This is a genomic window from Streptomyces sp. NPDC002701 (assembly GCF_042889045.1).
In the GTDB taxonomy this organism is placed as follows: domain Bacteria; phylum Actinomycetota; class Actinomycetes; order Streptomycetales; family Streptomycetaceae; genus Streptomyces.
Genome location: NZ_JBIAQL010000014.1, coordinates 173,468 through 194,148, shown reverse-complemented (window position 1 = coordinate 194,148; position 20,681 = coordinate 173,468). Strand labels below are relative to the sequence as shown.

Below are 20,681 nucleotides of genomic sequence, written 5' to 3'. Positions count from 1 at the left end.
AGTTCTCCATAGCCAGGGATAAGTGCGGCAGAGCCACGGGCAAGGATGGGGAACGCGGCAAGAGCGCCGCTGGATCACCAGACGACGGGGAGTTCCACCAGGCCGCGTACGAGCATTCCGCGGTGCCAGTCGAGTTCCGTGGCGGGCCGGGCGAGGCGCAGGCCGGGAAGGCGGCCGGTCAGGGCCTCCAGGGCGCACTGGAGTTCGGCGCGGGCCAGGGGCGCGCCGAGGCAGAAGTGCGGGCCCTGGCCGAAGGCGATGTGGGGGTTGGCGTCGCGGTCGAGGACGATGTCGTCGGGGTTCTTGAAGACGGCCTCGTCGCGGTTGGCGGAGGCGAGGGAGTAGACGACGGCCTCGCCCGCGCGGATGGTGACGCCGCCGATCTCGACGTCCTCGGTGGCGACCCGGCTCGGGCCGACGCTGGCCCACAGGGGGACGTAGCGCAGGAGTTCCTCGACGGCGGCGGGGACGAGGTCGGGGCGGGCGACGAGCCGCTCGTAGCGGCGGGGGTCGTCGAGGAGGACCAGGACCTGTCCGGCGAGCTGGTTGGCGGTGGTCTCGTGGCCGCCGACGAGCATGCCGCCGGTGAGCATGAGCAGTTCGTCCTCGCTGAGCCGGCCGCCTTCGTCGCGGGCCTCGATGAGGGCGCTGAGCAGGTCGTCCTCGGGGTGGGCGCGCCGCTGGGCCACGTAGCCGCGCAGGTAGTCGGCGTACTCCTCGGCGGCCTGGGCGACCTCTTCCTCGGTGAAGCGGCTGGCGGACATCAGCGCTTCGGTGAAGGAGCGGAAGATGTGCTGGTCGGTCCGGGGGATGCCGAGCATCTCGCAGATGACGTCGGTGGGCAGGGGCAGGGCGAGCCCGGACACCAGGTCGGCGGGGCCGCCGCCCGCCACCAGGTCGTCGACGAGGCGGTGGGTGATCTCGGCGATGCGGGGGCGCAGGCCGGCGACGCGGCGGGCGGTGAAGGCGCGGGAGACGAGGCGGCGCAGCCGGGCGTGGGAGTCGGGCGGCATGCCCATGAGGCCGACGGAGTCCAGGGCCCGGGGGGCGGCGCGCGGGACGTCCCGGTCGGCGGCGGCGTGCATGCTCAGCCGGGGGTCGGCGGAGGCTTTCCTGACGTCGGCGTGCCGGGTCAGCAGCCATGCCTCGCCGCCGTAGGGCATGCGGACGCGGGCGACGGGTGCGGTGGCCCGCAGTTCGGCGTAGGCGGGGTCGAGCCGGAGGTCGGCGTGGTCGCCGAAGGGATAGGTGCGGACGGTTCCGCCGCCCGTGGCGGCATGTGGGCAGGTCATGGCGGAATCTCCTCTGTGTGCGGACCCGGGGACATGTCACCGGACGGCGTCCGACCGCGCCGCGGAACGAAAAGCCGCGGGCAGGAGAGGAATTGTGTCAACGGATGACGGGGGAAAGCGGGAATTCGAGTCGCGCTGGAGCGGAATGCGAGCGACCTGCGACGAGCATTTGAGGGCACCGGTACACGGTGGTCACGCACCGCAGGACGACGGGTGACCGCGCCGAGTTCACTCCTGGCAGCCGTGGTGTCGCGATCCTCGACCGGGGGCGTGCCGGCACACCGTATCCGTTTCGCCTCGAAGGGCTGGCCCGATGGCGCACATCGCCTTTTTCATTCTCCCCGCGGCAGGGCATGTGAATCCGACTCTGTCCGTGGCGAGAGAACTCGTCGCGCGCGGCCACCGGGTCACTTACGCCTTGTCGGAGAATTACCGTGACCGTGTGCTGGACACCGGGGCGGAATTCCTTCCGTACGCCATGGACCAGGATCGTTTCTGGGACACGATGGTGCCGAAGCAGGACGCGGCCGAATACACGGACCAGCAGGAGTTCGTGAACATGATGACGTGGATGCTGGATCTCACCCGGCAGACACTGGGGGACTTCGAGCGGCGTCTCGGGGACGCGGCCGACCGTCCCGACGTGTTCGTGTGCGACCCGTCGTCGTTCTGGAGCGGGCACATCCTGGCGGCGAAGTGGGGTGTGCCGGTGATCCGCAGCACGCCGACGTACGTGGCCAACGAGCACTGGTCGCTGCACCCGCCGGTGGACACAGCCGAGGAGCAGGCCGAGGACCCGCAGACGGGCGCCCTGTTCGAGGCGGTGGCCGGACTGCTCGCCGAGCACCGGGTGGAGAAGTCCATCGGGGACTTCGCGGCCGAGGTGCACTCGGGTCCGGCGCTGGTCTATCTGCCGCGGGCGTTCCAGTACGCGGGTGACACCTTCGGTGACGAGGTCGGGTTCGTCGGCCCGTGCACGAGCGCGAACTCCTTCCACGGCACGTGGGAGGCGCCCGGCACCGGCCGGCCGCTGGTGCTGGTCAGTCTCGGCACGCTCTACAACAAGCAGCCGGAGTTCTTCCGGGCCTGTGTGGACGCCTTCCGGGACACCGAGTGGGACGTCGTCATCACGCACGCGGGCGGGGTCGCCGAGGGGGAACTCGGCGAGGTTCCGCCGCACATCCAGGTGCACGACTTCGCGCCGCAGGGCGCGGTCCTCGCGCACGCCTCCCTGATGATCAACCACGGTGGTACGAGCACCGTGCTGCAGGCCGTGTCCGAGGGCGTGCCGGTGATCGCCGTGCCGCAGATGGCGGAGCTGCACGCGACCGCCACCCGGGCCGAGCAGCTCGGCGTCGGCGCCAAGATCCTGCGCAAGGACGTCACGGCGGAGCGGCTGCGCGAGACGGCGCTGGCCCTGACCGGCAGTGCCGAGGTGCGGGCGGCGGTGGCGAAGCTGCGTGGCGAGATCGAGGCGGCGGGTGGTCCGGTGGCCGCCGCCGACGCGATCGAGGCGCTGCTCGTGCCGGTTCCGGCCGCCGCGGCCTGAGCGTCGCGGCGCTGGCCCCTCACCGAACCCCTACCGACCACCAGGAAGCGACATGACGACACAGACCGCCGAAGCCCCCGCTCCCGAGGCCGTCCAGGACGCCGAGACACCCCATCCGCTGGCGCAGCCGGCGGACGCCGACGCCGCCGGGCTGCTCGCCTGGTTCGCGCGCGCCCGGGAGGAGGCGCCGGTGTTCTGGGACGCCACGCGGTTCGCGTGGCAGGTCTTCTCCTACGCGGACTACAACACCGTCTCGACCAACCCTCAGCTCTTCTCCTCGGACTTCTCGCCGGTGTTCCCGGTGCCCGAGGAGCTGGCCCTGCTGATGGGTCCGGGCACCTTCGGCGGTATCGACCCGCCCCGGCACGCGCCGCTGCGCAAACTGGTCAGCCAGGCGTTCACGCCGCGGCGGATGGCGGCGCTGGAGCCGCGGATCGCGGAGATCACCGGCCGGCTGCTGGCGGACCTGGCGGGGCGCACCGAGATCGACGTGGTGAAGGACCTGGCGTATCCGCTGCCGGTGACGGTGATCGCGGAGCTGCTGGGTGTGCCGGCCGAGGACCAGGACCTGTTCCGGGAGTGGGTCGACGTCATCCTCAACAACGAGGGGATGGAGTACCCGAACCTGCCGGACGACTTCGCCGAGACGATGGGCCCGGCCATCAAGGAGTGGGCGGCGTATCTGTACGCGAAGATCGCCGAGAAGCGGGAGCGGCCGTCCGACGACTTGATGAGCGCGCTGATCGAGTCCGAGGTCGACGGGCGCCGGCTCACCGACGAGGAGCTCGTCAACATCGTCGCGCTGCTGCTGACGGCGGGTCACATATCGAGCGCCACGCTGCTGAGCAACCTGTTCATCGTGCTGGACCAGCACCCCGGGGCGCAGGCCGAGCTGCGTGCGGACCGGTCGCTGATCCCGGCGGCCGTGGAGGAGACCCTGCGTTTCCGCAGCCCGTTCAACAACATCTTCCGGCTGCTGAAGGAGGACACCGACATCCTCGGTGTGCCGATGAAGGCGGGCCAGATGGTGGTGGCGTGGAGCCAGTCGGCCAACCGCGACCCGCGGCAGTTCCCGGACCCGGACACCTTCGACGTGCACCGCTCCGCGAACAAGCACATGGCGTTCGGCCACGGCATCCACCACTGCCTGGGCGCGTTCCTGGCGCGGATGGAGGCGAAGGTCTTCCTCAATCTGGTCTTCGACGCGTTCGCGTCGTTCACCGTCCACCACGACCGGGCGGAGTTCTACGAGAACGACCAGCTGACCAGCCGCCATCTGCCCGTCACCGTCGCCCGCGGCTGAGCGGGCCCGCATCCAGGGGAGCTCGATCGTGACGGTGGGGATCACTACGGAAGTGGCGGTGGGCAGGGTCAAGCCCTGCACCGTCATCGACTTGGAACAGCACGTCGACGAACGCGGCAGCCTGTCGGTCGTGGAGTCCGAATGGACGGCCGGGTTCCCGATCCGGCGCGTGTACTACCTGCACGACCCCGATGTCGGCTCCTCCCGGGGCGGTCACGCGCACCGGGCGCTGGAGCAGCTCGTCATCGCCGTGCACGGCGGTTTCACGATCACCGTGGACGACGGGGAGAACCAGGGCGAGTACCGGCTGGACGACGCGGGCCAGGGGCTCTTCATCGGGCCGATGGTGTGGCGGGACCTGAAGGACTTCTCGCCGGGCGCGGTGGCCCTGGTGCTGGCCTCGCTGCACTACGACGAGGCGGACTACTACCGCGACTACGCGGAGTTCCTGGCCGCGACGGGGGGACCGCGGTGACCGCCGCCGCGCCGGCGCGCGCACGGCGGGTGCCCTTTCACGACCTGCGGGACCTGCACCGCCTCGACGGGGTGCAGGAGCTCCTGGACGCCGCCGTGCTGCGGGTGGCGCGCTCGGGCCGCTATCTGCTGGGCCCGGAACTGGCGGCGTTCGAGGAGGAGTTCGCGCGCTACTGCGAGAACGACCACTGTGTCGGCGTCGGCAGTGGCCTGGACGCGCTGGAGCTGACGCTGCGGGCGCTGGAGGTGGGGCCGGGGGACGAGGTGATCGTGCCGGGGCACACCTACATCGCCACCTGGCTGGCGGTGACGGCGGTCGGGGCCCGGCCGGTGCCGGTGGAGCCGGAGGCCGGCTCGTACCTGATCGACCCGCAGCGGTTGGCGGACGCGGTCACGCCCAGGACCCGGGCCGTGCTGCCGGTGCACCCCTACGGGCATCCGGCGGACCTCGACGCGATCGACGCCGTGGCCGCCGCCCGGGGCATCCCGGTGCTGGAGGACGCGGCGCAGGCGCACGGGGCGCGGTACCGGGGGCGGCGGGTCGGTTCCCGGTACGTGGCCGCGTTCAGCTTCTACCCGGGCAAGAATCTGGGGGCGCTGGGCGACGCGGGCGCGGTGGTGACCTCCGACGCGCGGCTCGCCGAGCGGGTGCGGCTGCTGCGCAACTACGGTTCGCGGGTCAAGTACCGGCACGAGGTGCCGGGTACGAACTCGCGGCTCGACGAGATCCAGGCCGCCGCGCTGCGGGTGAAGCTGCCGTACCTGGACCGGTGGAACGCCCGCCGGGCCGAGGTGGCCGCCCGCTACACCGAGGGGCTGGCCGGCCTGCCGGGGCTGAGTGTGCCCGCGGTCCGGCCGTGGGCGGAGCCGGTGTGGCACCAGTACGTGGTGCGCGTGGCCCGTCGGGCCGGCCTGGTGTCGGCGCTGGAGGCGGCCGGGGTGGAGACGCTGGTCCACTATCCGGTGGCCGTGCACCGCTCGCCGGCCTACGCCGGGGCGGTCACCGGGCCGCTGCCCCGCTGCGAGCGCCTGGCGGGCGAGGTACTGAGCCTGCCCATGGGGCCGCAGCTGACCGCGCAGGACGTCACGGCCGTCATCGCGGCGGTCCGCGAGGCGACGGAGACCAGTCATGATTGACGTAGTACGCAACAGCCCGGCCGCTCCCGCGGGGCCCACGCCCTGGCAGTCGCCCGGTGCGAGGACGGGCCGGCCGCGGATGAAGGGGATCGTCCTGGCCGGCGGCAGCGGCACCCGGCTGCGCCCGCTGACGGGCACGATCTCCAAACAACTGCTCCCGGTGTACGACAAGCCGATGATCTACTATCCGCTGTCGGTGCTGATGCTGGCCGGCGTCAAGGACATCCTGATCATCTCGACCACGGACCACCTGGAGATGTTCCGCTCGATGCTCGGCGACGGCGCCCGGCTCGGCCTGGAGCTGAGCTACGCCGCACAGGACGAGCCGCGGGGCATCGCGGAGGCGTTCCTGATCGGGCAGGAGCACATCGGGGACGACCCGGTCGCGCTCATCCTGGGGGACAACGTCTTCCACGGCCCCGGCTTCTCGTCGCTCATCCACCGGGCCGCGGCCCGGCTGGAGGGCTGCGAGCTGTTCGGCTACCCGGTCAAGGACCCGCAGCGCTACGGCGTCGGCGAGGTCGACGCCGAGGGCCGGCTGGTGTCGCTGGTGGAGAAGCCGCCCCAGCCGCGCTCCAACCTGGCGATCACCGGCCTGTACCTGTACGACAACGACGTGCTGGACATCGCCCGCGGGCTCACCCCCTCGGCCCGCGGCGAGCTGGAGATCACGGACGTCAACCGTGAGTACCTGGCCCGCGGCCGGGCCCGGCTGACCGAGCTGGGACGCGGCTTCGCCTGGCTGGACATGGGCACCCACGACTCCCTGCTCCAGGCCGGCCAGTACGTGCAGCTGCTGGAGCAGCGCCAGGGCGAGCGCATCGCCTGCGTGGAGGAGATCGCCCTGCGGATGGGGTTCATCGGTCCCGAGCAGTGCCACGCCCTGGGCCGGGAACTGGGCGACTCCGGTTACGGCCGCTACGTGCGGGAGACCGCCCGCCGGGCGGCCGCCGCCGCGCCGGACGCCGCGGTCGGCTTCTCCGCCGCCTGAGCACCGCGCACGACCCCATCCATCCCCTTCGCGGAAAGGCCCCTGCCGATGCGTGTCCTGGTGACCGGAGGAGCGGGCTTCATCGGCTCGCACTTCGTCAGAGAGCTGCTGTCCGACGCCTACCCGGGCCTCGCGGCGACCCAAGTGGTGGTGCTGGACGCGCTGACCTACGCCGGCAACCCGGCCAACCTCGACCCGGTGCGCGACGACGAACGGCTGCTGTTCGTGCACGGCGACATCTGCGACGCCCCGCTCGTCGGCCGGCTGATGCAGGGCACCGACCTGGTGGTGCACTTCGCGGCCGAGTCGCACGTGGACCGTTCGATCCAGGACGCCACGGCGTTCGTACGCACCAATGTGGTGGGCACCCAGACCCTGCTGGACACCGCCGTCCGGGCCGGCGCGGGACGGTTCGTGCACGTCTCCACGGACGAGGTGTACGGGTCGATCGAGACCGGCTCCTGGCCCGAGGACCACCCGCTGGCGCCCAACTCGCCGTACGCGGCCTCCAAGGCGTCCTCCGACCTGCTGGCGCTGGCCTTCCACCGCACGCACGGGCTCGAACTGTGCGTGACCCGCTGCTCCAACAACTACGGGCCCTACCAGTTCCCGGAGAAGGCCGTTCCGCTGTTCACCACCAACCTCATCGACGGCCTCACCGTCCCCCTGTACGGAGACGGCGGCAACAGCCGGGACTGGCTGCACGTGGACGACCACTGCCGCGGCATCGCGCTGGTCGCCGCGAAGGGCCGGCCCGGCGAGGTCTACAACATCGGCGGCGGCACCGAACTGACCAACCGTCAGCTCACCGGGCGGCTGCTGGAGCTGTGCGGGCGGGACGCCTCGGCGGTGCGCCGGGTCGCCGACCGCGCCGCACACGACCGCCGGTACTCCGTGGACATCACGAAGATCTCCGAGGAGCTCGGCTACGCCCCGCGGACCGGCCTCGGCCAGGGACTCGCCGACACGGTGGCCTGGTACCGGGACAACCGCTCCTGGTGGGAGCCGCTGAAGACGGGCACGGCGGGGGCGGGTGGCCGTGCGCATCGATGAGACGGGCATCCCCGGCACCTACCGGGTGCTGCCCGAGGTGCTGTCCGACGAACGCGGCCACTTCTACGAGTCCGCCCGGCACAGTGAACTGACCGCGCGGACCGGCCTGCCGTTCACGGTCCGCCAGGTCAACAACTCCGTCTCCCGCAAGGGAGTGCTGCGCGGCGTGCACTGCAACGACGTGCCCGACGGCGCGAGCAAACTGGTGACCTGCGTGCGCGGGGCGATCCTGGACGTCATGGTCGACCTGCGGGTGGGTTCGCCCGCCTTCGGCCGCCACGAGGTCACCCGGCTGTCCGCCGACGACGGTGTCGCCCTGTACCTGCCGGGCAGCATCGGTCACGCCTTCCTCACCCTGGAGGAGGGCACCTGTGTCAACTACCTGCTGTCCACCGAGTACGTGCCCGGCGCGATGGTCGACCTGGACGCCCTGGACGCGGAACTGGACCTGCCCTGGGACCTGACCGGGCCGCCCGTGCGCTCGGCCAAGGACGCGGCCGCCCCCTCCCTCGCCGAGGTACTGGCCTCCGGCAGGCTGCCCCACTACTCGCCGCCCCCCGTCCGAGGAGCTGAGACACCGTGACTGTGCCCACTACGACACGCGGGCCCGCCGCCGGCCCCGGCGGATGGCTGCGCCGCTACCGCCCCGCCGACGACGCGGCCCTGCGCCTGGTGTGCTTCCCGCACGCGGGCGGCTCGGCCTCCGCCTATCTCCGTTTCGCCGCCGCCCTGGCCCCCGCCGGGGTGGAGGTGCTGGCCGTGCAGTACCCGGGCCGCCAGGACCGGCGCGGCGAGCCGTTCCGGGACTCCGTCGAGGACCTGGTCGAGGCGCTGCTGCCGGAACTGCGGCAGTGGACGTCCGGCCCGTTCGCCCTGTTCGGGCACAGCCTGGGCGCGACCCTGGCCTTCGAGACGGCCCGGCGGCTCGTGGGGTACGGCGAGCGTCCGGCGCACCTGTTCCTGTCCGGGCGCCGGGCACCGGTCGTGCCGCGCACCGACACGGCCTACCTGCTGGACGACCGGTCGCTCATCGAGCGGGTGACGCGCCTGCAGGGCACCGACCCGGCACTCCTCCAGGACGAGGAACTGCTGCACATGGTGCTGCCGGCGATCCGCAGCGACTACGCGATGGCCGGTGCCTACCGCTACCGGCCGGGCACACCGCTGACGCTGCCGACGACCGTGCTGACCGGCGACGCCGACCCGAACGTGACGGTCTCGGACGCCGAGCGCTGGTCGGAGGTGGTCGAGGGCCCGTTCGCGCTGCGGGTGCTGCCCGGCGGCCACTTCTTCCTCAACGACCGTACGGCGCAGGTCTGCTCACTCATCCAGGAGGCACTGCGCGATGCCCACTGACCTCCGGACGCCGGCCCCGCCGCGGTCCGCCGCCGCGGACCGCGCGGAGACCGCCCGCCGGGTCCTGCTGTCGGCCGGCTCGGCCGGCGGCACGCCGATGACGGCCGACCAGGTGCCCGCGTGGCTGGCCGAGCAGGCCCGCCGGGGCGAGTACCGGGTCACCCCGGTGCCGTTCGACCGGCTGCGGGGCTGGCACTTCGAGGAGGACGGCGGCAACCTGCGGCACGAGTCGGGCCGGTTCTTCTCCGTGGAGGGCCTGCACGTCACGGCCGACGCCCTGCCCGCGGGGGGCCGGCGGCAGCCGATCATCGTGCAGCCCGAGGTGGGTCTGCTGGGCATCGTGGCCCGGGAGATCGACGGCGTGCTGCACTTCCTGATGCAGGCCAAGATGGAGCCGGGCAACGTCAACGCCTTCCAGCTCTCCCCCACCGTGCAGGCCACCCGCAGCAACTTCACCGGCGTGCACCGGGGGCGGGGCATCCCGTTCCTGGACCTGTTCCTGGAACGGGGGCGCGCACGGGTGCTGGTGGACGTCCTCCAGTCCGAGCAGGCCGACTGGTTCCTCGCCAAACGCAACCGCAACATGATCGTCGAGATCGACGAGGACGTGGAGACCGGCGAGGAATACCGCTGGCTGACCCTCGGTCAGCTGCTGCGGCTGCTGCGGCTGGACAACGTCGTCAACATGGACAGCCGCTCGGTGCTGGCCTGTCTGCCGACGGCGGGCGCCGGGCCCGCCCCGGCGAAGGACACGGCCGCCGCCGCGGTGCTGCGCTCCTTCCACGACCCGGCCGCCCCGTCGGTGAACGGCACGACCGAGCTCCACAGCTGGCTGACCGGCATCCGGGCGCTGCGCGAACTCGACCAGCGGCGGGTGCCGCTGCGCGAGGTCGCCGAGGACGGCTGGCGGTTCTCCGGCACCGAGATCGGGCACGACAGCGGCCGGCGCTTCCGGGTGATCGGCGCGGACATCGCGGCCAGCGGCCGGGAGGTGGCCTCCTGGACGCAGCCGATGATCCAGCCCCAGGTACCCGGGCTGATGGCGCTGATCGTCAAGCGCATCCGCGGCACCGTGCACGCCCTGGTGCAGGCGCGGGTGGACGTGGGACACCTGAACGTGGCGGAGCTGGCGCCGACCGTGCACTGCCGGCCCGCCGACCACACCGGACCGGGCTCCGAGCCGTTCCCGCCGTACCTGACGGACGTGCTCACCGCGCCCGCCGCACGGTTCCGCTACGACACGGTGCAGTCCGAGGAGGGCGGCCGGTTCTACCACGCGGAGAACCGCTACACCATCGTCGAGGCCCCCGACGACTTCCCCGAGGACCTGCCCGAGGACTACGCCTGGCTGACGTTCGCCCAGCTCACCGAGTTGCTGACGCACGGCAACTACCTCAACGTCGAGCTGCGGACCCTGGTGGTCTGCGCCCGCGCCCTCGCCTGACACCCCGCCCTCCCCCGACGGCCGACGCCCGCCGGCCCCCGACCCACGGACGGACATGCCCGCTCCCCTGCGTCTCGGTCTGCTCGGCTGCGGGGACATCGCCGCCCGCCGCACCCTCCCCGCGCTGCTGCGCACCCCGCAGCTGCGGCTGTCGGCGGTGGCCGCCCGGGACACCGCCCGGGCGGCGGCCTACGCGGACCGCTTCGGCGGCACCCCCGCCGCCTCCTACGAGGACCTGCTCACCCGTGCGGACGTCGACGCGGTCTACCTGTGCCTGCCGACCCTGCTGCACGCGCGGTGGGCGGAGCGGGCGCTGGCCGCCGGCAAACACGTACTGGTGGAGAAACCCCTGGCGGCCACGGGCGCGGACGCGGAGCGGCTGTTCGCGCTGGCCGCCGGCCGTGGCCTGGTGCTGCTGGAGAACTTCATGTTCCTCCACCACGGCACCCACCGGAAGGTGACCGGACTGCTCGACTCCGGTGTCCTGGGCTCCCTGCGGTCCGTCTCCGCCGCCTTCACCGTGCCGCCGCGTCCCGAGGGCGACCTGCGCCACGACCCGCTGCTCGGCGGCGGCGCCCTGCTGGACAACGGCGTCTACCCGCTGCGCGCCTCCCTGCGCTTCCTGGGCGGCGCTCTCACGGTGGCCGGCGCGAGCCTGCGGCACAGCACCCGCCTCGGGGTCGACCTGTCGGGCGCCGTCCTGCTGACCGCCCCCGACGGCACGCCCGCGCAGCTGCGCTTCGGCATGGAGCACCACTACCGCTCCTGGTACGAGATCCAGGGCGCCGAGGGCACCCTCGCGGTCGACCACGTCTACACCACGGCCGCCGGCCACGCGCCGGTGATCCGTCTCGCGGCCGGCCGCGGGACGCGGGAGATCGCGGTGCCGGCGGAGGACCACTTCGAGGCGGTGCTGCGGTTCTTCGCCACCGCGGTGCGCGAGCGGGCCGCGGTGGAACCGCACCTGCGCCTGCTGGGCGAGGAGTCGCGGCGGCAGGCCGCGCTGCTGGACGAGGTACGCGCGCGGGCGGTCCGCGTCGAGGTGTGACACGGACCGCCCGGGGTGCGCGTCCCGCGCGGGCGCGGGGTGCGCGGGTCAGCCGGTGACGCGCCGGCCCGCGTCCAGTTCGAGGTGGGTGCCCGTGAAGGCGCGGCGCATCCGGCGGTCGTGGGTGACGGTGACGACCGCCCCGGTGTAGCCGGCCAGCGCGGCCTCCAGCTCCTCCACCAGCAGCGGCGAGAGGTGGTTGGTGGGCTCGTCCAGGAGCAGCAGGTCCACCGGGCGGGTGACCAGGCGGGCCAGGTCGATGCGGCGCCGCTGGCCCACCGACAGGGAGCCGACGGGCAGGGCGAGTTCGGCCCGCCGGAACAGGCCGAGCGCGAGGAGCTCCTCCTCGTACTCGTCGGGGTGGCCGGGGCGGCCCTCGGCGAACTCCGCGAGGACCGGCCGGCGGGGCTGCCTGGGCAGCTCGTCCTGGCGCAGCCAGCCGGTGTGCTCCGCCCGGCGGACCGTGCCGCGGTCGGGTGCGAGGTCCCCGGCCAGCACCCGCAGCAGGGTGGACTTTCCCGCGCCGTTCGGCCCGGTGACGAGGAGCCGTTCGCCGGGGGCGATCGCCAGGCGGTCCAGCCGCAGCCGGCCGTCGACCTCCAGGTCCGTCGCCTCGGCCAGCGGGGTGGCGGGATCGGCCGCGGGACCGGTGGCGGGGTCGCCGCCGAGCGCGAGGGAGGCGGTGAACCGCAGCGGGTCCGGCGGGCGCGGCACCGGGTTGTCCTGCAGCCGCCTGAGCCGCTCGTTGGCGTTGCGGGCCTTGCCCGCGGTGGCCGAGCTGGAGGCCCTGGCCCGGTGGTGCTCGGAGCCGCTGAACGCCCAGGGCCCCTTCTTGGCGATACTGGCGAGCATCCGCCCGGCGTTGGCGGCCAGGGTCTGCTGCCGCTCGATCTCGGCGAGGTGGTCCTCGTACTCGCGTTCCCAGCGGGCCCGGGCCGCGGCCTTGGCGGTGAGGTAGCCCTGGTAGCCGTCGCCGTAGCGGTTGACGGTGCGCCGGTCGGGGTCGACCTCCAGGATGGTGGAGGTGACCGCCTCCAGGAAGGCGCGGTCGTGGGTGATGACGACGACCGTGCCGCGGTGCTCGCGCAGGCGCTTCTCCAGCCACTCCACGGCCTGGTCGTCCAGGTCGTTGGTGGGCTCGTCGAGCAGCAGCAGTTCGGGGGCGGCGGCCAGGGTGGCGGCCAGGGCCAGCCGGGACCGCTCACCGCCGGAGAGGGTGTCCACGTCCCGGTCGCGGTCCAGGCCGGGCAGTCCCAGTCCGTGCAGCGCCGCGTCGGCCCGCGCGTCGGCCTCGTAGCCCCCGCGGTCCTCGAACTCGGCGAGCAGGTCGCCGTACGCGGCCAGCGGGCGCGGGCCCTCGTCACCGGCGAGGTCCGCCTCCGCCTCGTGCATCCGCCGCTCCAGGTCCCGGAGGTCGGCGAACGCCCGGTCCAGGACGTCCCGCACGGTGGCCCCGGCCGGCATGTCGAGGCGCTGGGGGAGATGCCCGACACCGCCCGGGGCGGCGACGGTCACCTCACCGTTGTCGGCGCTCTCCGCTCCCGCGATCAGCCGCAGCAGCGTCGACTTGCCCGATCCGTTGTCACCGATGACGCCGGCCTTCTCACCCGGTTTGACGGTGAGGGAGACCCGGTCCAGCACGACGTGGTCGTCGTAGCGCTTGGTGACCTCCTCCAGCGTGAGCTGGGAATGCGCCCGGGACGCGGTGGGTGAGGACAGTCGCACAGGCATCTCCAGGTGGTGGGGGCCGGGTTGCGGGCGGTGCCGCGTCCATCATCGCGGCCGGACCGCGCGCGGTGTACCGACCGTGGCCGGAATCGCTCGAGGACCGCTCAAGACCCGCTCGGGGCGGGGTGTCCGGGGGCCCGGCCTCAAGTGGTGCCTGACCGGTCCTCCGGTGGTCGTTGACAGGGTGACCGGCGTTCGTCCGTGTCGTCACGCCGCCAGGAGGCCGCCATGACCGCGCAGGTTTCGGAGCAGTCGGTGCTGCGGGAGGCACCTGCGCACGCTCCCCGGATCAGGGGGCGGTCGGCCGCCGCGCTCGGAGTGATCGCCGCGTGCAACGCGATGATCCAGCTCGACGATCCGATCGTGAACATCGCGCTGCCCGGCATGCGCGAAGGGCTGGGACTGTCCGCCGTCGGCGCGTCGTGGGTGATCAACGCCTATCTGCTGACCTTCGGCGGGCTGCTGCTGCTCGGCGGGCGGGCCGGTGACCTGCTGGGCCGCCGCCGGGTGTTCATGGCGGGCGTCGCCCTGTTCACGGCGGCCGCGGCGCTGCGTGGCCTGGCCCCGACGGGCGAGTTCATGGTGGCCGTGCGGGCCGTGCAGGGCGCCGGGGCGGCGCTGGCGGCACCGAGCGGGCTCGCGCTGTTGCTGAGCACCTTCGCCGAGGGCGGCCGGCGCGGGCGGGCCATCGCCGTGTGCACCACCGTGGGCGCCGTCAGCACGGCCTGCGGGCTGCTGCTCGCGGGGGCACTGACCTCCCTCGGGTCCTGGCGCTGGGTGCTCCTGCTGGACGTTCCGGTGGGCCTGGTGATCCTGCTGCTCGCGCCGCTGGTGCTGCGGGAGACACCGCGCCACCGCGGCCGGTTCGACCTGCCCGGGGCCCTGCTGTCCGCGCTGGGCGCGGCCGCGCTGGTGTACGGGCTGACCCGGGCCGCCGAACTGCCGTGGAGCGACCCGCGGGTGACCGGCTGGGTGGGCGCCGGGGTTGCGCTGCTGGCCGTGTTCGCGGTGGTCGAGCGGCGGGCCCGGCAGCCGATCGTGGCACCCCGGCTGTTCGCCGACCGCGACCGGCTGCTCGCCTACGCGGGCACGCTCGCGGTGCCGGGTGCGCTGATCGGGACGTACTTCTTCCTCAACCAGTTCTTCCAGGGGCAGCACGGGTGGTCGGCGCTCGCCACCGCCTGGGCGCTGCTGCCGCTGCCGGTCACCATGGCGGCCACGGCGGCCGCCGCCACCCGCCTGGAACGGCACCTGGGCGCCCGCCGGATGTGGGCCGTCGGCGCCTCGCTGCTGGCGGCCGGCAACCTGTGGCTGGCGACGCTGTCGGCAGACGACCCCTACGCGACGTCCGTGCTGCCCGCCCTGCTGCTGCTCGGCGCCGGCATGGCGTGCAGTGTGCTGCCGGCGACCGTGCTGGCCACCTCGGGGCTGCGCGGCGACGAGGCGGGCGGCGCCGCCGGGGTGCTCAACGCGGTGCAGACCCTGGGCGGTTCGGTCGGCCTCGCGACCCTGGTCACGGTCTCCTCGCACACCGACGGCATGGCGGGCGGCTTCACCACGTCGGCGGCCTTCGCCTGCCTGGTCCTGCTGGCCGCGGCCCTGGTACGGGGCCCCGCCCGTTGACCGGCCCGGACCGCCGGAACGACCCGAACGGCCCCACCGGTGCGAGCCGGTGGGGCCGTTGGCGGGACCGACGGGGTCTACGAGGACGGCGGACCGGTCGCCCCGGGCGGCCGGGCCCGGGTGGCGGTGGATTCGAGTGTGCGGGCGAAGGCGTCGTCGGGGGTCGTGGCGCCGGTGAGGACCACGAACGGGGGCCTGCCGCCGTCCGCGGCGACCAGCCGGGCGGCCTCGCAGGCGGCGGTGCCGCCGCCGGAGAAGGTGGCCAGGACCAGCAGCCGGCCGGTGCCGCCGAGGCGGCGCAGCGCGGTGTGGCCGGCGGAATCGCCGTCCGGCGCCGAGCACAGCAGGACGACCGACTCGGGACCCCGGTAGGCCCCGGCGAGGCCGCCGTAGCGGGCGCGCGGGGTGCCCGGGGCCTGGACGAGGCACACCACGCCCGCCCCGGGCTCGGTGGCGGGGCGCAGCGGGACGAGCGGGAGGTCGGCCGGCGTCCCGGGTGCGGCGGCGCGGGGCGCGGCGGCCGGGGCGGCGGTGGCGGTGGTCCTGGCCAGCAGGCGCAGCAGGTCGGCGACGGTGACGGTGTCGGCCGCCAGGTAGGGCACCTCGGTCAGCAGCGACACGCTGTCGGTGAGCACCTCGGTGGCGTCCGTGTGCGGGACGCGGTCGTAGGAGGCGCTCAGGAGGAGCCCCGCGTCGTCGTGCCGGACGACGAGGCTGACGGGGAAGGCGGTCCGCGCGCCCAGCGGTTCGGGCCCTTCCACGCGCACGCCCTGCGCGGCGAGTTCGCCCGACTGGTCGTCGGCGGGGCGCGGGCGGCCCTCGAAGACCAGGAGGCTGCCGTCGGGGACGGCGGACTCCGGTGGCGGGGACCAGTCGCGGATCTGGCCGGGCGAGACCCACTCGTAGGACGCCATGTCCAGGACCCGGTCGCGTATCTCGGTGAGCAGGGTCGCCACCGTGGACCGGGGGTCGACCCGCACGCTCAGGGGCAGCGGGGTGCGCAGGGCGGCGGGCAGGCGCTCGGCGCCCTCGAACAGGATGCCGCGGCCGGTGGCGGAGACGCCGAAGCGGATCCGTGCCGGGCCCTCGGCCCCGCCGGCCCGGTACAGCAGCACCGCCCACAGGGCCTGCAGCACACCGCTCTCGCTGCTGCCCCAGCGTGCGGCCCAGGCGGTGAGCCGTTCGGTGCGGGCCGCGTCCAGGCGTACCTGGGTGTGTCCGGCGACCGGGGCGCCGGCGTCGGTGAGCGGGACGGGGGAGAGCGCGTCGGCACGGTGGGTGGGCCGCGACCAGTAGTCGCGGGCCGGCGCGGTGTCCTGACGGTGCACCCAGCGGATGTAGTCCCGGATGTCGGGGCGCCGTTCACCGCCGGGCAGCCGCCCGCCCGCCAGGTAGGCGCGGTAGAACTCGCGGACGAGCAGGCGTGCGCTCCAGTCGTCGAGCAGCGCGTGGTGGTAGGTGAGCAGCACCCTGGAGTGCGTGTCCTCGCCGGGCGCGGTGGCCGCGCCGCCGAGGACGGTGGCCCGCAGGCCCGGGGGCAGTCGCGGGTCGAGTCCGCGCCGGACGTCGTGTTCGACGAGGTCGTCCCAGGCGAGCGTGCCGTCCGGCAGACACGCGACGTCGGCGGTGACGTCGTCGTGGACCAGGAGCAGCGGCTCGGCGCCGTCGCCGAACGCGGAGCGCAGCACGCTCTCGTGGTCGACGACGGACTGCCAGGCGGCGCGGAACCGGTCGGGGTCGAGCGGACCGTGCCAGGCCCAGGCCAGCCGCTCCACATGGCGGCCGCAGTGGGCGTCGGCGTCGGCGAGCAGCTCGCGCTGCAGCGGCGTGGGCGACAGGGCCTGCGCGGTACGGGCCCGGGGCGCCGGGTGGGTGAGCAGGTCGGCGAGCAGGCCCCAGGGGACGGTGGCGCCGGGCGCCCCGGCGGCGAGCCGCAGTGTGTGGTGCGCGGGGCCCGCGTGGTCGATGCGGTGCGGCCGGGCGAACGCGTCGGGGTGGCGGACGGCGACCTCGTCGAGGACGGCTTCCAGCCGGCTGCCCTCGAGCGGTCCGTGCACCTCCAGGGCGGGTTCGTCGTGGGGGGCCGGGGCGAGGTCGAGCACGACGGTCGTCTCCCGGCCGGGTGGCGGTGGTGAGCCGTGGTCTGTGGTCATCGGCTGTCCGGGGCGCGCACCTTCCGTGGTCACGCGTACGGCGCACGGTCCACGCGTACGGGCTGTGTGCACGACCTCGGCGTGCGACTCGAAGGCCCCTCCCTCCCCTCTGTGCGAACGCGAACGCGCACGCGGATCGAGTATGTGCGGCGGTGCCGACACGGGCCCGACACGGCGCTGACACGGCGCTGGACGCGGCCGCCGGCCGGGCAGGCCGCCCGCCGGCTCAGGCGTCCGTCCGGGCGCCGTCCCCTCCGGCGCCGTGCGGCCCGGTGCCGTCCGGTGCGGTGGTGTCGGCGGGTGCGGTGGTGTCGGGTGCGGTGCCGGCCGCGTCCGGCGGGCCGGGGGCGAGCAGGCCCGCGACGGCGCCCATGAAGCCCTCGTCGAGCATGGTGCGGGCGGCGGTGTCGCGGGAGGTGTCCAGGCCGGCGTCGTGACAGGCCACGCTGAGGAGGTAGCGGCCGAGCACCTGGTGCGTGGTGAAGCCCCATTCGCCGCGGGAGGCGGGCTGTCCCTCGGGGTTCAGCAGCCCCGCCCCGTCGGTGCCGAAGCCGAACTCGGTGAAGCCGAGCCGCAGGCCCTGGCCGATCGCCTTGGTGTACGCCTCCTTCAGCGTCCACAGCCGCAGCAGCGCCGCGGTCCGCCGCTTCTCCGGCAGCAGCTCCAGCTCGGCGCGTTCGGCGGGGCTGCACACATGGCTGTGCATCAGGTCGAACGACATGGCCCGGTCGGCGGCCTCGGCGTCGACGCCGATCCGGCCGTTGCGGCTGACGCCCACGGCGATCAGGTCGTCGGTGTGGGTGAGGCTGATGTCGACCTGGTCGAGTCCGCGCAGATAGGGCCGTCCGCCGATCTTGTACGCCAGATTCAGGTCGGCGGGCTCGGCATCCAGCGCGGCGGCGGCCGTGAACTTGGTGACCAGGCGTGAGGTGACGAACCGGAAGCGGATGAGCGGGTCGGCGGTGCGCCGGTAGCGCTGCCAGTCCCGGCCGAGCAGGGGCCGCAGCCCGGGGTCGGTGAGGGCGGTGCCCAGCCACTCGCCCCAGGTGGTGTAGACGACGGCGTTGCCGCGCAGCCGCATGCCCTCGCGCACCGCCTGCCACGGGCCGTCGGGGCCGCCGACGTGGATCGGCTCGCTGATGCGCTCGGTCTCGGCCGGTCCGGTGGGCGCCAGGCTGTTCACTTGAGTCCACCCCTTTCCGTGGGTCGGGCACTCGGTGGTGCGGTGGGTACGGTGCGTGCCGTCGCCGCGCGGGCGTCGTCGTCGCACGCGGCCGGGTGGCGGCGGGGTGTCACTGCGCGAGGGTCGTGGCGTCCAGGTCGCAGCCGAGGCCGGACCGGTAGCGGCGGGTCAGTTCGTCCAGTACCTGGCGCGTGCAGCCGTCGGGCAGGTCCGGCACCGGGATGCCGAGCCGGGCACCGATCCGGGACAGGGCGAGCACGGCCCAGGCCGGGTCGGCGAGGAACGGGTCCGTGCCGTCCTGGCCCTCCCAGATCCCCAGCACCGCGGCGGCGCTGACGAGCAGGCTGTAACGGTCGCTCAGCACGCACACCGCGGGATCGGCGAGCGCCCGGCTCCCGTACGGGGGCAGCAGGCGACAGGTCTCGCGCAGGGCGCGCAGGTCGGCGACGAACGCGTCGGCCAATTCGGCGAGCGCGCCGATCTGGCCGCCGACCCTGCGGTTCGGGGCGAGCCGGCCGGCCGAGCCGACGAGGGAGGCGGCCATGAAGTCGCCGCCGCCCGCGATGCCCAGGGCCCGGTAGTCCAGTGCGGGCAGGTCGGCGTCGGTGCGGAACAGTTCGGGCGGCGGCTCCTCCTCGGCGAACCAGGCGGTCTCGGCCAGGGTCCGCAGCTGCGGGACGATCACCGCCTGGCAGGACGCGGTGCCGGCGTGGCCGAGTCCGGCGACCGGCAGGTCGCGGACCAGTTTGTCGAGGGCGCCGTACTCGGGGCTGTCGAGGTCGTAGCTGCGGCCGCCCAGCACGGAGGCCAGTTCCTCCAGGTTCTCCCGCAGCAGGTCGGGCACGACGTACTTGACGGCGGCGGCGAACACATGGGCGCGGCCGGGCAGCAGGCCGAGCGCGCGCAGCGCGACGGTGGCCATGGCGTCGCAGGCCAGCAGGTCGGCGAAGACGCCGGTGAGCGGCTTGTGCCAGCGGCGGGCCACGGGGCCGCTGCGCCCGGTGGTGGCGGCCCGGACCGCGGAGTGCAGGACGGTGTCGGCGGCCGCGGTGACGACGCCGCAGATCACGCTGCGGTTGACCTGGAAGGTGCGCAGGGCCAGGGTGACGCCCTCGCCGAGGCTGCCGACGAGCGCGTCGCCGGGCACGTCCCGTCCGTCGAACTCCAGGCCGCTGAAGAGCGCTCCGCGCATCCCGGAGGTCGCCGCCCGCGGCAGGTGGCGCGTCGTGCCCGGCCCGGCCTGGGCGGGGTCGAGGAGGAACACCGAGTGGCTGTGCGGCCCCCGCGCGGCGTCGGTGCGGGCGTAGACGACGTGGGCGTCGGCGCGCGAGGCGTTGATGACGACGTCCTTGCGGCCGGTCAGGAGATGGCCGCCGCCGGGTGCCGGGCGGGCGGTGAACTCGTCCCGCAGGATGGCGTTGGCGTGGGCGAGTTCGTGGTGCAGGATCGTGGCGCGTCCGCCGCCGAGCAGCAGTTCGGCCAGTTCGTGCCGCTGCTGTTCGCGGCCCGCCGCCCAGACGGCGCCGGTGGCGAACATCGAGGTGATGCCGTGGCCGAAGCCGAGGGCGACGTCCCGCCGGAAGACCGGGCGCAGGGCGCGGGCGAGCAGGTCGGCCCGGGTGAGCCGGCCGCCGTACGCGGCGGGTACGAACTCGGCGGCCCAGCCCTCCTCCGCCAGCAGGTTCTCGGTCGCGGACGGAGGGGTGCGCCGGTCGTCGGCGGCGAACAGGGCCCGCAGTCCGTGCGGGTTGGCCGGGTCGTAGGGGTCGCCGAGCAGGGCCTCCAGCCGGGCCGCACGCTCGCGTGCGGCCGCCGCCCAGCGACCGGGTGGGCCGCCGGGCGGCGCGGGTGCACCGCCGGGCGGCGCGGGTGCGGTCTCCGCTGTGCCGGTCATGGCGTGCTGATCAGCTCCTTCGTACCTCATGGGCCGGTCGCACGCCCGGTCGTCACCTTGACAACGTCGCCTCGCACCCGCCCTGAACGGCACTCGAGCGGTGCCGGAGCCGGGTCGCGGGGCGCGCTCTACCGGGCCGCCGCGAGAGACAGCCTGCGCGTGACGAAGGCATCGAGCGCGCCGAGCGTGCGGAAGTTCTCCAGCTCCATGTCCCCGTCCTCGACCGTGATGCCGAACTCGTCCTCCACGAAGGTGACCAGCTGCAGCGCGAACAGGGAGCCGACGTAGCCGAGCGCGAAGATGTCGTCGTCGTCCCCGAGGTCGTACACCGGGAAGAACCTGGAGAGGTAGGCCGCGATCCTGGCCCTGGCGTCCGTGTTCATCGCCTCACCGTCCTGTGGTCGGGGGGTCCGCCAAAGTCCGCGGGGGCCGTGGGGGCTTCCCGGCCGACTG

At 74.0% G+C, this 20,681-nt stretch carries 17 protein-coding genes; 11 read left to right on the top strand and 6 right to left on the bottom strand.

The genetic code is table 11. From position 1 onward, the window contains the following. Positions 1 to 74: 74 nt before the first annotated feature. Entirely contained in the window at positions 75 to 1,292 is a 1,218-nt protein-coding gene (locus ACFYXC_RS29800) for a cytochrome P450 (RefSeq protein ID WP_388915716.1), read from the bottom strand. Between the two features lie 313 nt (positions 1,293 to 1,605). Here ACFYXC_RS29800 and ACFYXC_RS29795 point away from each other — a divergent pair, with 313 nt between their 5' ends. From ACFYXC_RS29795 to ACFYXC_RS29750, 10 genes are all read left to right on the top strand, one after another. Further along, positions 1,606 to 2,841: a macrolide family glycosyltransferase gene (locus ACFYXC_RS29795; protein WP_389555047.1), complete on the top strand. Its 1,236-nt coding sequence runs from the start codon at positions 1,606 to 1,608 to the stop codon at positions 2,839 to 2,841. Positions 2,842 to 2,893: 52 nt separating this feature from the next. Next, positions 2,894 to 4,144 carry a cytochrome P450 gene (locus ACFYXC_RS29790; RefSeq protein ID WP_389555045.1) on the top strand — a complete coding sequence of 417 codons (1,251 nt, stop codon included), beginning with the start codon at positions 2,894 to 2,896 and terminating at the stop codon, positions 4,142 to 4,144. 28 nt (positions 4,145 to 4,172) lie between these two features. Continuing rightward, on the top strand, positions 4,173 to 4,619 hold the full coding sequence (locus ACFYXC_RS29785; protein ID WP_388915726.1) for a sugar 3,4-ketoisomerase: 447 nt from the start codon (positions 4,173 to 4,175) through the stop codon (positions 4,617 to 4,619). Continuing rightward, positions 4,616 to 5,755 (top strand): DegT/DnrJ/EryC1/StrS family aminotransferase, encoded by a 1,140-nt coding sequence (locus tag ACFYXC_RS29780; protein ID WP_388915729.1) that lies wholly within the window; start codon positions 4,616 to 4,618, stop codon positions 5,753 to 5,755. The genes ACFYXC_RS29785 and ACFYXC_RS29780 overlap by 4 nt, the downstream gene beginning before the upstream one ends. 79 nt (positions 5,756 to 5,834) lie before the next feature. Continuing rightward, on the top strand, positions 5,835 to 6,746 hold the full coding sequence (gene rfbA / locus ACFYXC_RS29775; RefSeq protein ID WP_388916048.1) for a glucose-1-phosphate thymidylyltransferase RfbA: 912 nt from the start codon (positions 5,835 to 5,837) through the stop codon (positions 6,744 to 6,746). Between the two features lie 48 nt (positions 6,747 to 6,794). Beyond that, on the top strand, positions 6,795 to 7,799 hold the full coding sequence (gene rfbB / locus ACFYXC_RS29770) for a dTDP-glucose 4,6-dehydratase (RefSeq protein WP_389555043.1): 1,005 nt from the start codon (positions 6,795 to 6,797) through the stop codon (positions 7,797 to 7,799). Further along, a complete protein-coding gene (locus tag ACFYXC_RS29765) occupies positions 7,786 to 8,382 on the top strand; it encodes a dTDP-4-dehydrorhamnose 3,5-epimerase family protein (protein ID WP_389555041.1) in 597 nt (198 codons plus the stop codon). Before rfbB ends, ACFYXC_RS29765 begins: the two co-directional genes overlap by 14 nt. Then, positions 8,379 to 9,155 carry a thioesterase II family protein gene (locus tag ACFYXC_RS29760; protein WP_388915738.1) on the top strand — a complete coding sequence of 259 codons (777 nt, stop codon included), beginning with the start codon at positions 8,379 to 8,381 and terminating at the stop codon, positions 9,153 to 9,155. Before ACFYXC_RS29765 ends, ACFYXC_RS29760 begins: the two co-directional genes overlap by 4 nt. Beyond that, the gene (locus tag ACFYXC_RS29755) at positions 9,145 to 10,599 is read left to right on the top strand and encodes an NDP-hexose 2,3-dehydratase family protein (RefSeq protein ID WP_389555039.1); all 1,455 of its coding nucleotides are present in this window, start codon (positions 9,145 to 9,147) and stop codon (positions 10,597 to 10,599) included. The genes ACFYXC_RS29760 and ACFYXC_RS29755 overlap by 11 nt, the downstream gene beginning before the upstream one ends. A gap of 55 nt (positions 10,600 to 10,654) precedes the next feature. After that, entirely contained in the window at positions 10,655 to 11,647 is a 993-nt protein-coding gene (locus ACFYXC_RS29750; protein ID WP_389555038.1) for a Gfo/Idh/MocA family protein, read from the top strand. Positions 11,648 to 11,695: 48 nt separating this feature from the next. On the opposite strand, the gene abc-f is transcribed toward ACFYXC_RS29750, so the two are convergent. After that, the gene (gene abc-f / locus ACFYXC_RS29745; protein ID WP_389555036.1) at positions 11,696 to 13,378 is read right to left on the bottom strand and encodes a ribosomal protection-like ABC-F family protein; all 1,683 of its coding nucleotides are present in this window, start codon (positions 13,376 to 13,378) and stop codon (positions 11,696 to 11,698) included. 225 nt (positions 13,379 to 13,603) lie between these two features. Between abc-f and ACFYXC_RS29740 the strand changes: the two genes are divergently transcribed. After that, complete coding sequence (locus ACFYXC_RS29740) at positions 13,604 to 14,998, top strand: MFS transporter (RefSeq protein ID WP_389555035.1); 1,395 nt, start codon at positions 13,604 to 13,606, stop codon at positions 14,996 to 14,998. A 77-nt stretch (positions 14,999 to 15,075) separates the two neighbouring features. Here ACFYXC_RS29740 and ACFYXC_RS29735 read toward each other — a convergent pair whose 3' ends face one another. The 4 genes from ACFYXC_RS29735 to ACFYXC_RS29720 form a co-directional block, all read right to left on the bottom strand. After that, a complete protein-coding gene (locus ACFYXC_RS29735; RefSeq protein WP_388915754.1) occupies positions 15,076 to 17,151 on the bottom strand; it encodes a condensation domain-containing protein in 2,076 nt (691 codons plus the stop codon). Between the two features lie 226 nt (positions 17,152 to 17,377). Further along, positions 17,378 to 18,334, bottom strand: coding sequence for a 4'-phosphopantetheinyl transferase family protein (locus ACFYXC_RS29730; protein WP_389555033.1), 957 nt, complete (start codon positions 18,332 to 18,334; stop codon positions 17,378 to 17,380). 109 nt (positions 18,335 to 18,443) lie between these two features. After that, positions 18,444 to 20,228 carry an acyl-CoA dehydrogenase gene (locus tag ACFYXC_RS29725; protein ID WP_389555032.1) on the bottom strand — a complete coding sequence of 595 codons (1,785 nt, stop codon included), beginning with the start codon at positions 20,226 to 20,228 and terminating at the stop codon, positions 18,444 to 18,446. A 128-nt stretch (positions 20,229 to 20,356) separates the two neighbouring features. Next, a complete protein-coding gene (locus ACFYXC_RS29720) occupies positions 20,357 to 20,611 on the bottom strand; it encodes an acyl carrier protein (RefSeq protein WP_388915763.1) in 255 nt (84 codons plus the stop codon). Positions 20,612 to 20,681: the final 70 nt, after the last annotated feature.

Coding starts and splice junctions, on each gene's coding strand:
- ACFYXC_RS29800 (WP_388915716.1), bottom strand. CDS start 1,292: ATGACCTGCCCACATGCCGCCACGGGCGGCGGAACCGTCCGCACCTAT.
- ACFYXC_RS29795 (WP_389555047.1), top strand. CDS start 1,606: ATGGCGCACATCGCCTTTTTCATTCTCCCCGCGGCAGGGCATGTGAAT.
- ACFYXC_RS29790 (WP_389555045.1), top strand. CDS start 2,894: ATGACGACACAGACCGCCGAAGCCCCCGCTCCCGAGGCCGTCCAGGAC.
- rfbA (WP_388916048.1), top strand. CDS start 5,835: ATGAAGGGGATCGTCCTGGCCGGCGGCAGCGGCACCCGGCTGCGCCCG.
- rfbB (WP_389555043.1), top strand. CDS start 6,795: ATGCGTGTCCTGGTGACCGGAGGAGCGGGCTTCATCGGCTCGCACTTC.
- ACFYXC_RS29755 (WP_389555039.1), top strand. CDS start 9,145: ATGCCCACTGACCTCCGGACGCCGGCCCCGCCGCGGTCCGCCGCCGCG.
- ACFYXC_RS29750 (WP_389555038.1), top strand. CDS start 10,655: ATGCCCGCTCCCCTGCGTCTCGGTCTGCTCGGCTGCGGGGACATCGCC.
- abc-f (WP_389555036.1), bottom strand. CDS start 13,378: ATGCCTGTGCGACTGTCCTCACCCACCGCGTCCCGGGCGCATTCCCAG.
- ACFYXC_RS29740 (WP_389555035.1), top strand. CDS start 13,604: ATGACCGCGCAGGTTTCGGAGCAGTCGGTGCTGCGGGAGGCACCTGCG.
- ACFYXC_RS29735 (WP_388915754.1), bottom strand. CDS start 17,151: ATGACCACAGACCACGGCTCACCACCGCCACCCGGCCGGGAGACGACC.
- ACFYXC_RS29725 (WP_389555032.1), bottom strand. CDS start 20,228: ATGACCGGCACAGCGGAGACCGCACCCGCGCCGCCCGGCGGTGCACCC.
- ACFYXC_RS29720 (WP_388915763.1), bottom strand. CDS start 20,611: ATGAACACGGACGCCAGGGCCAGGATCGCGGCCTACCTCTCCAGGTTC.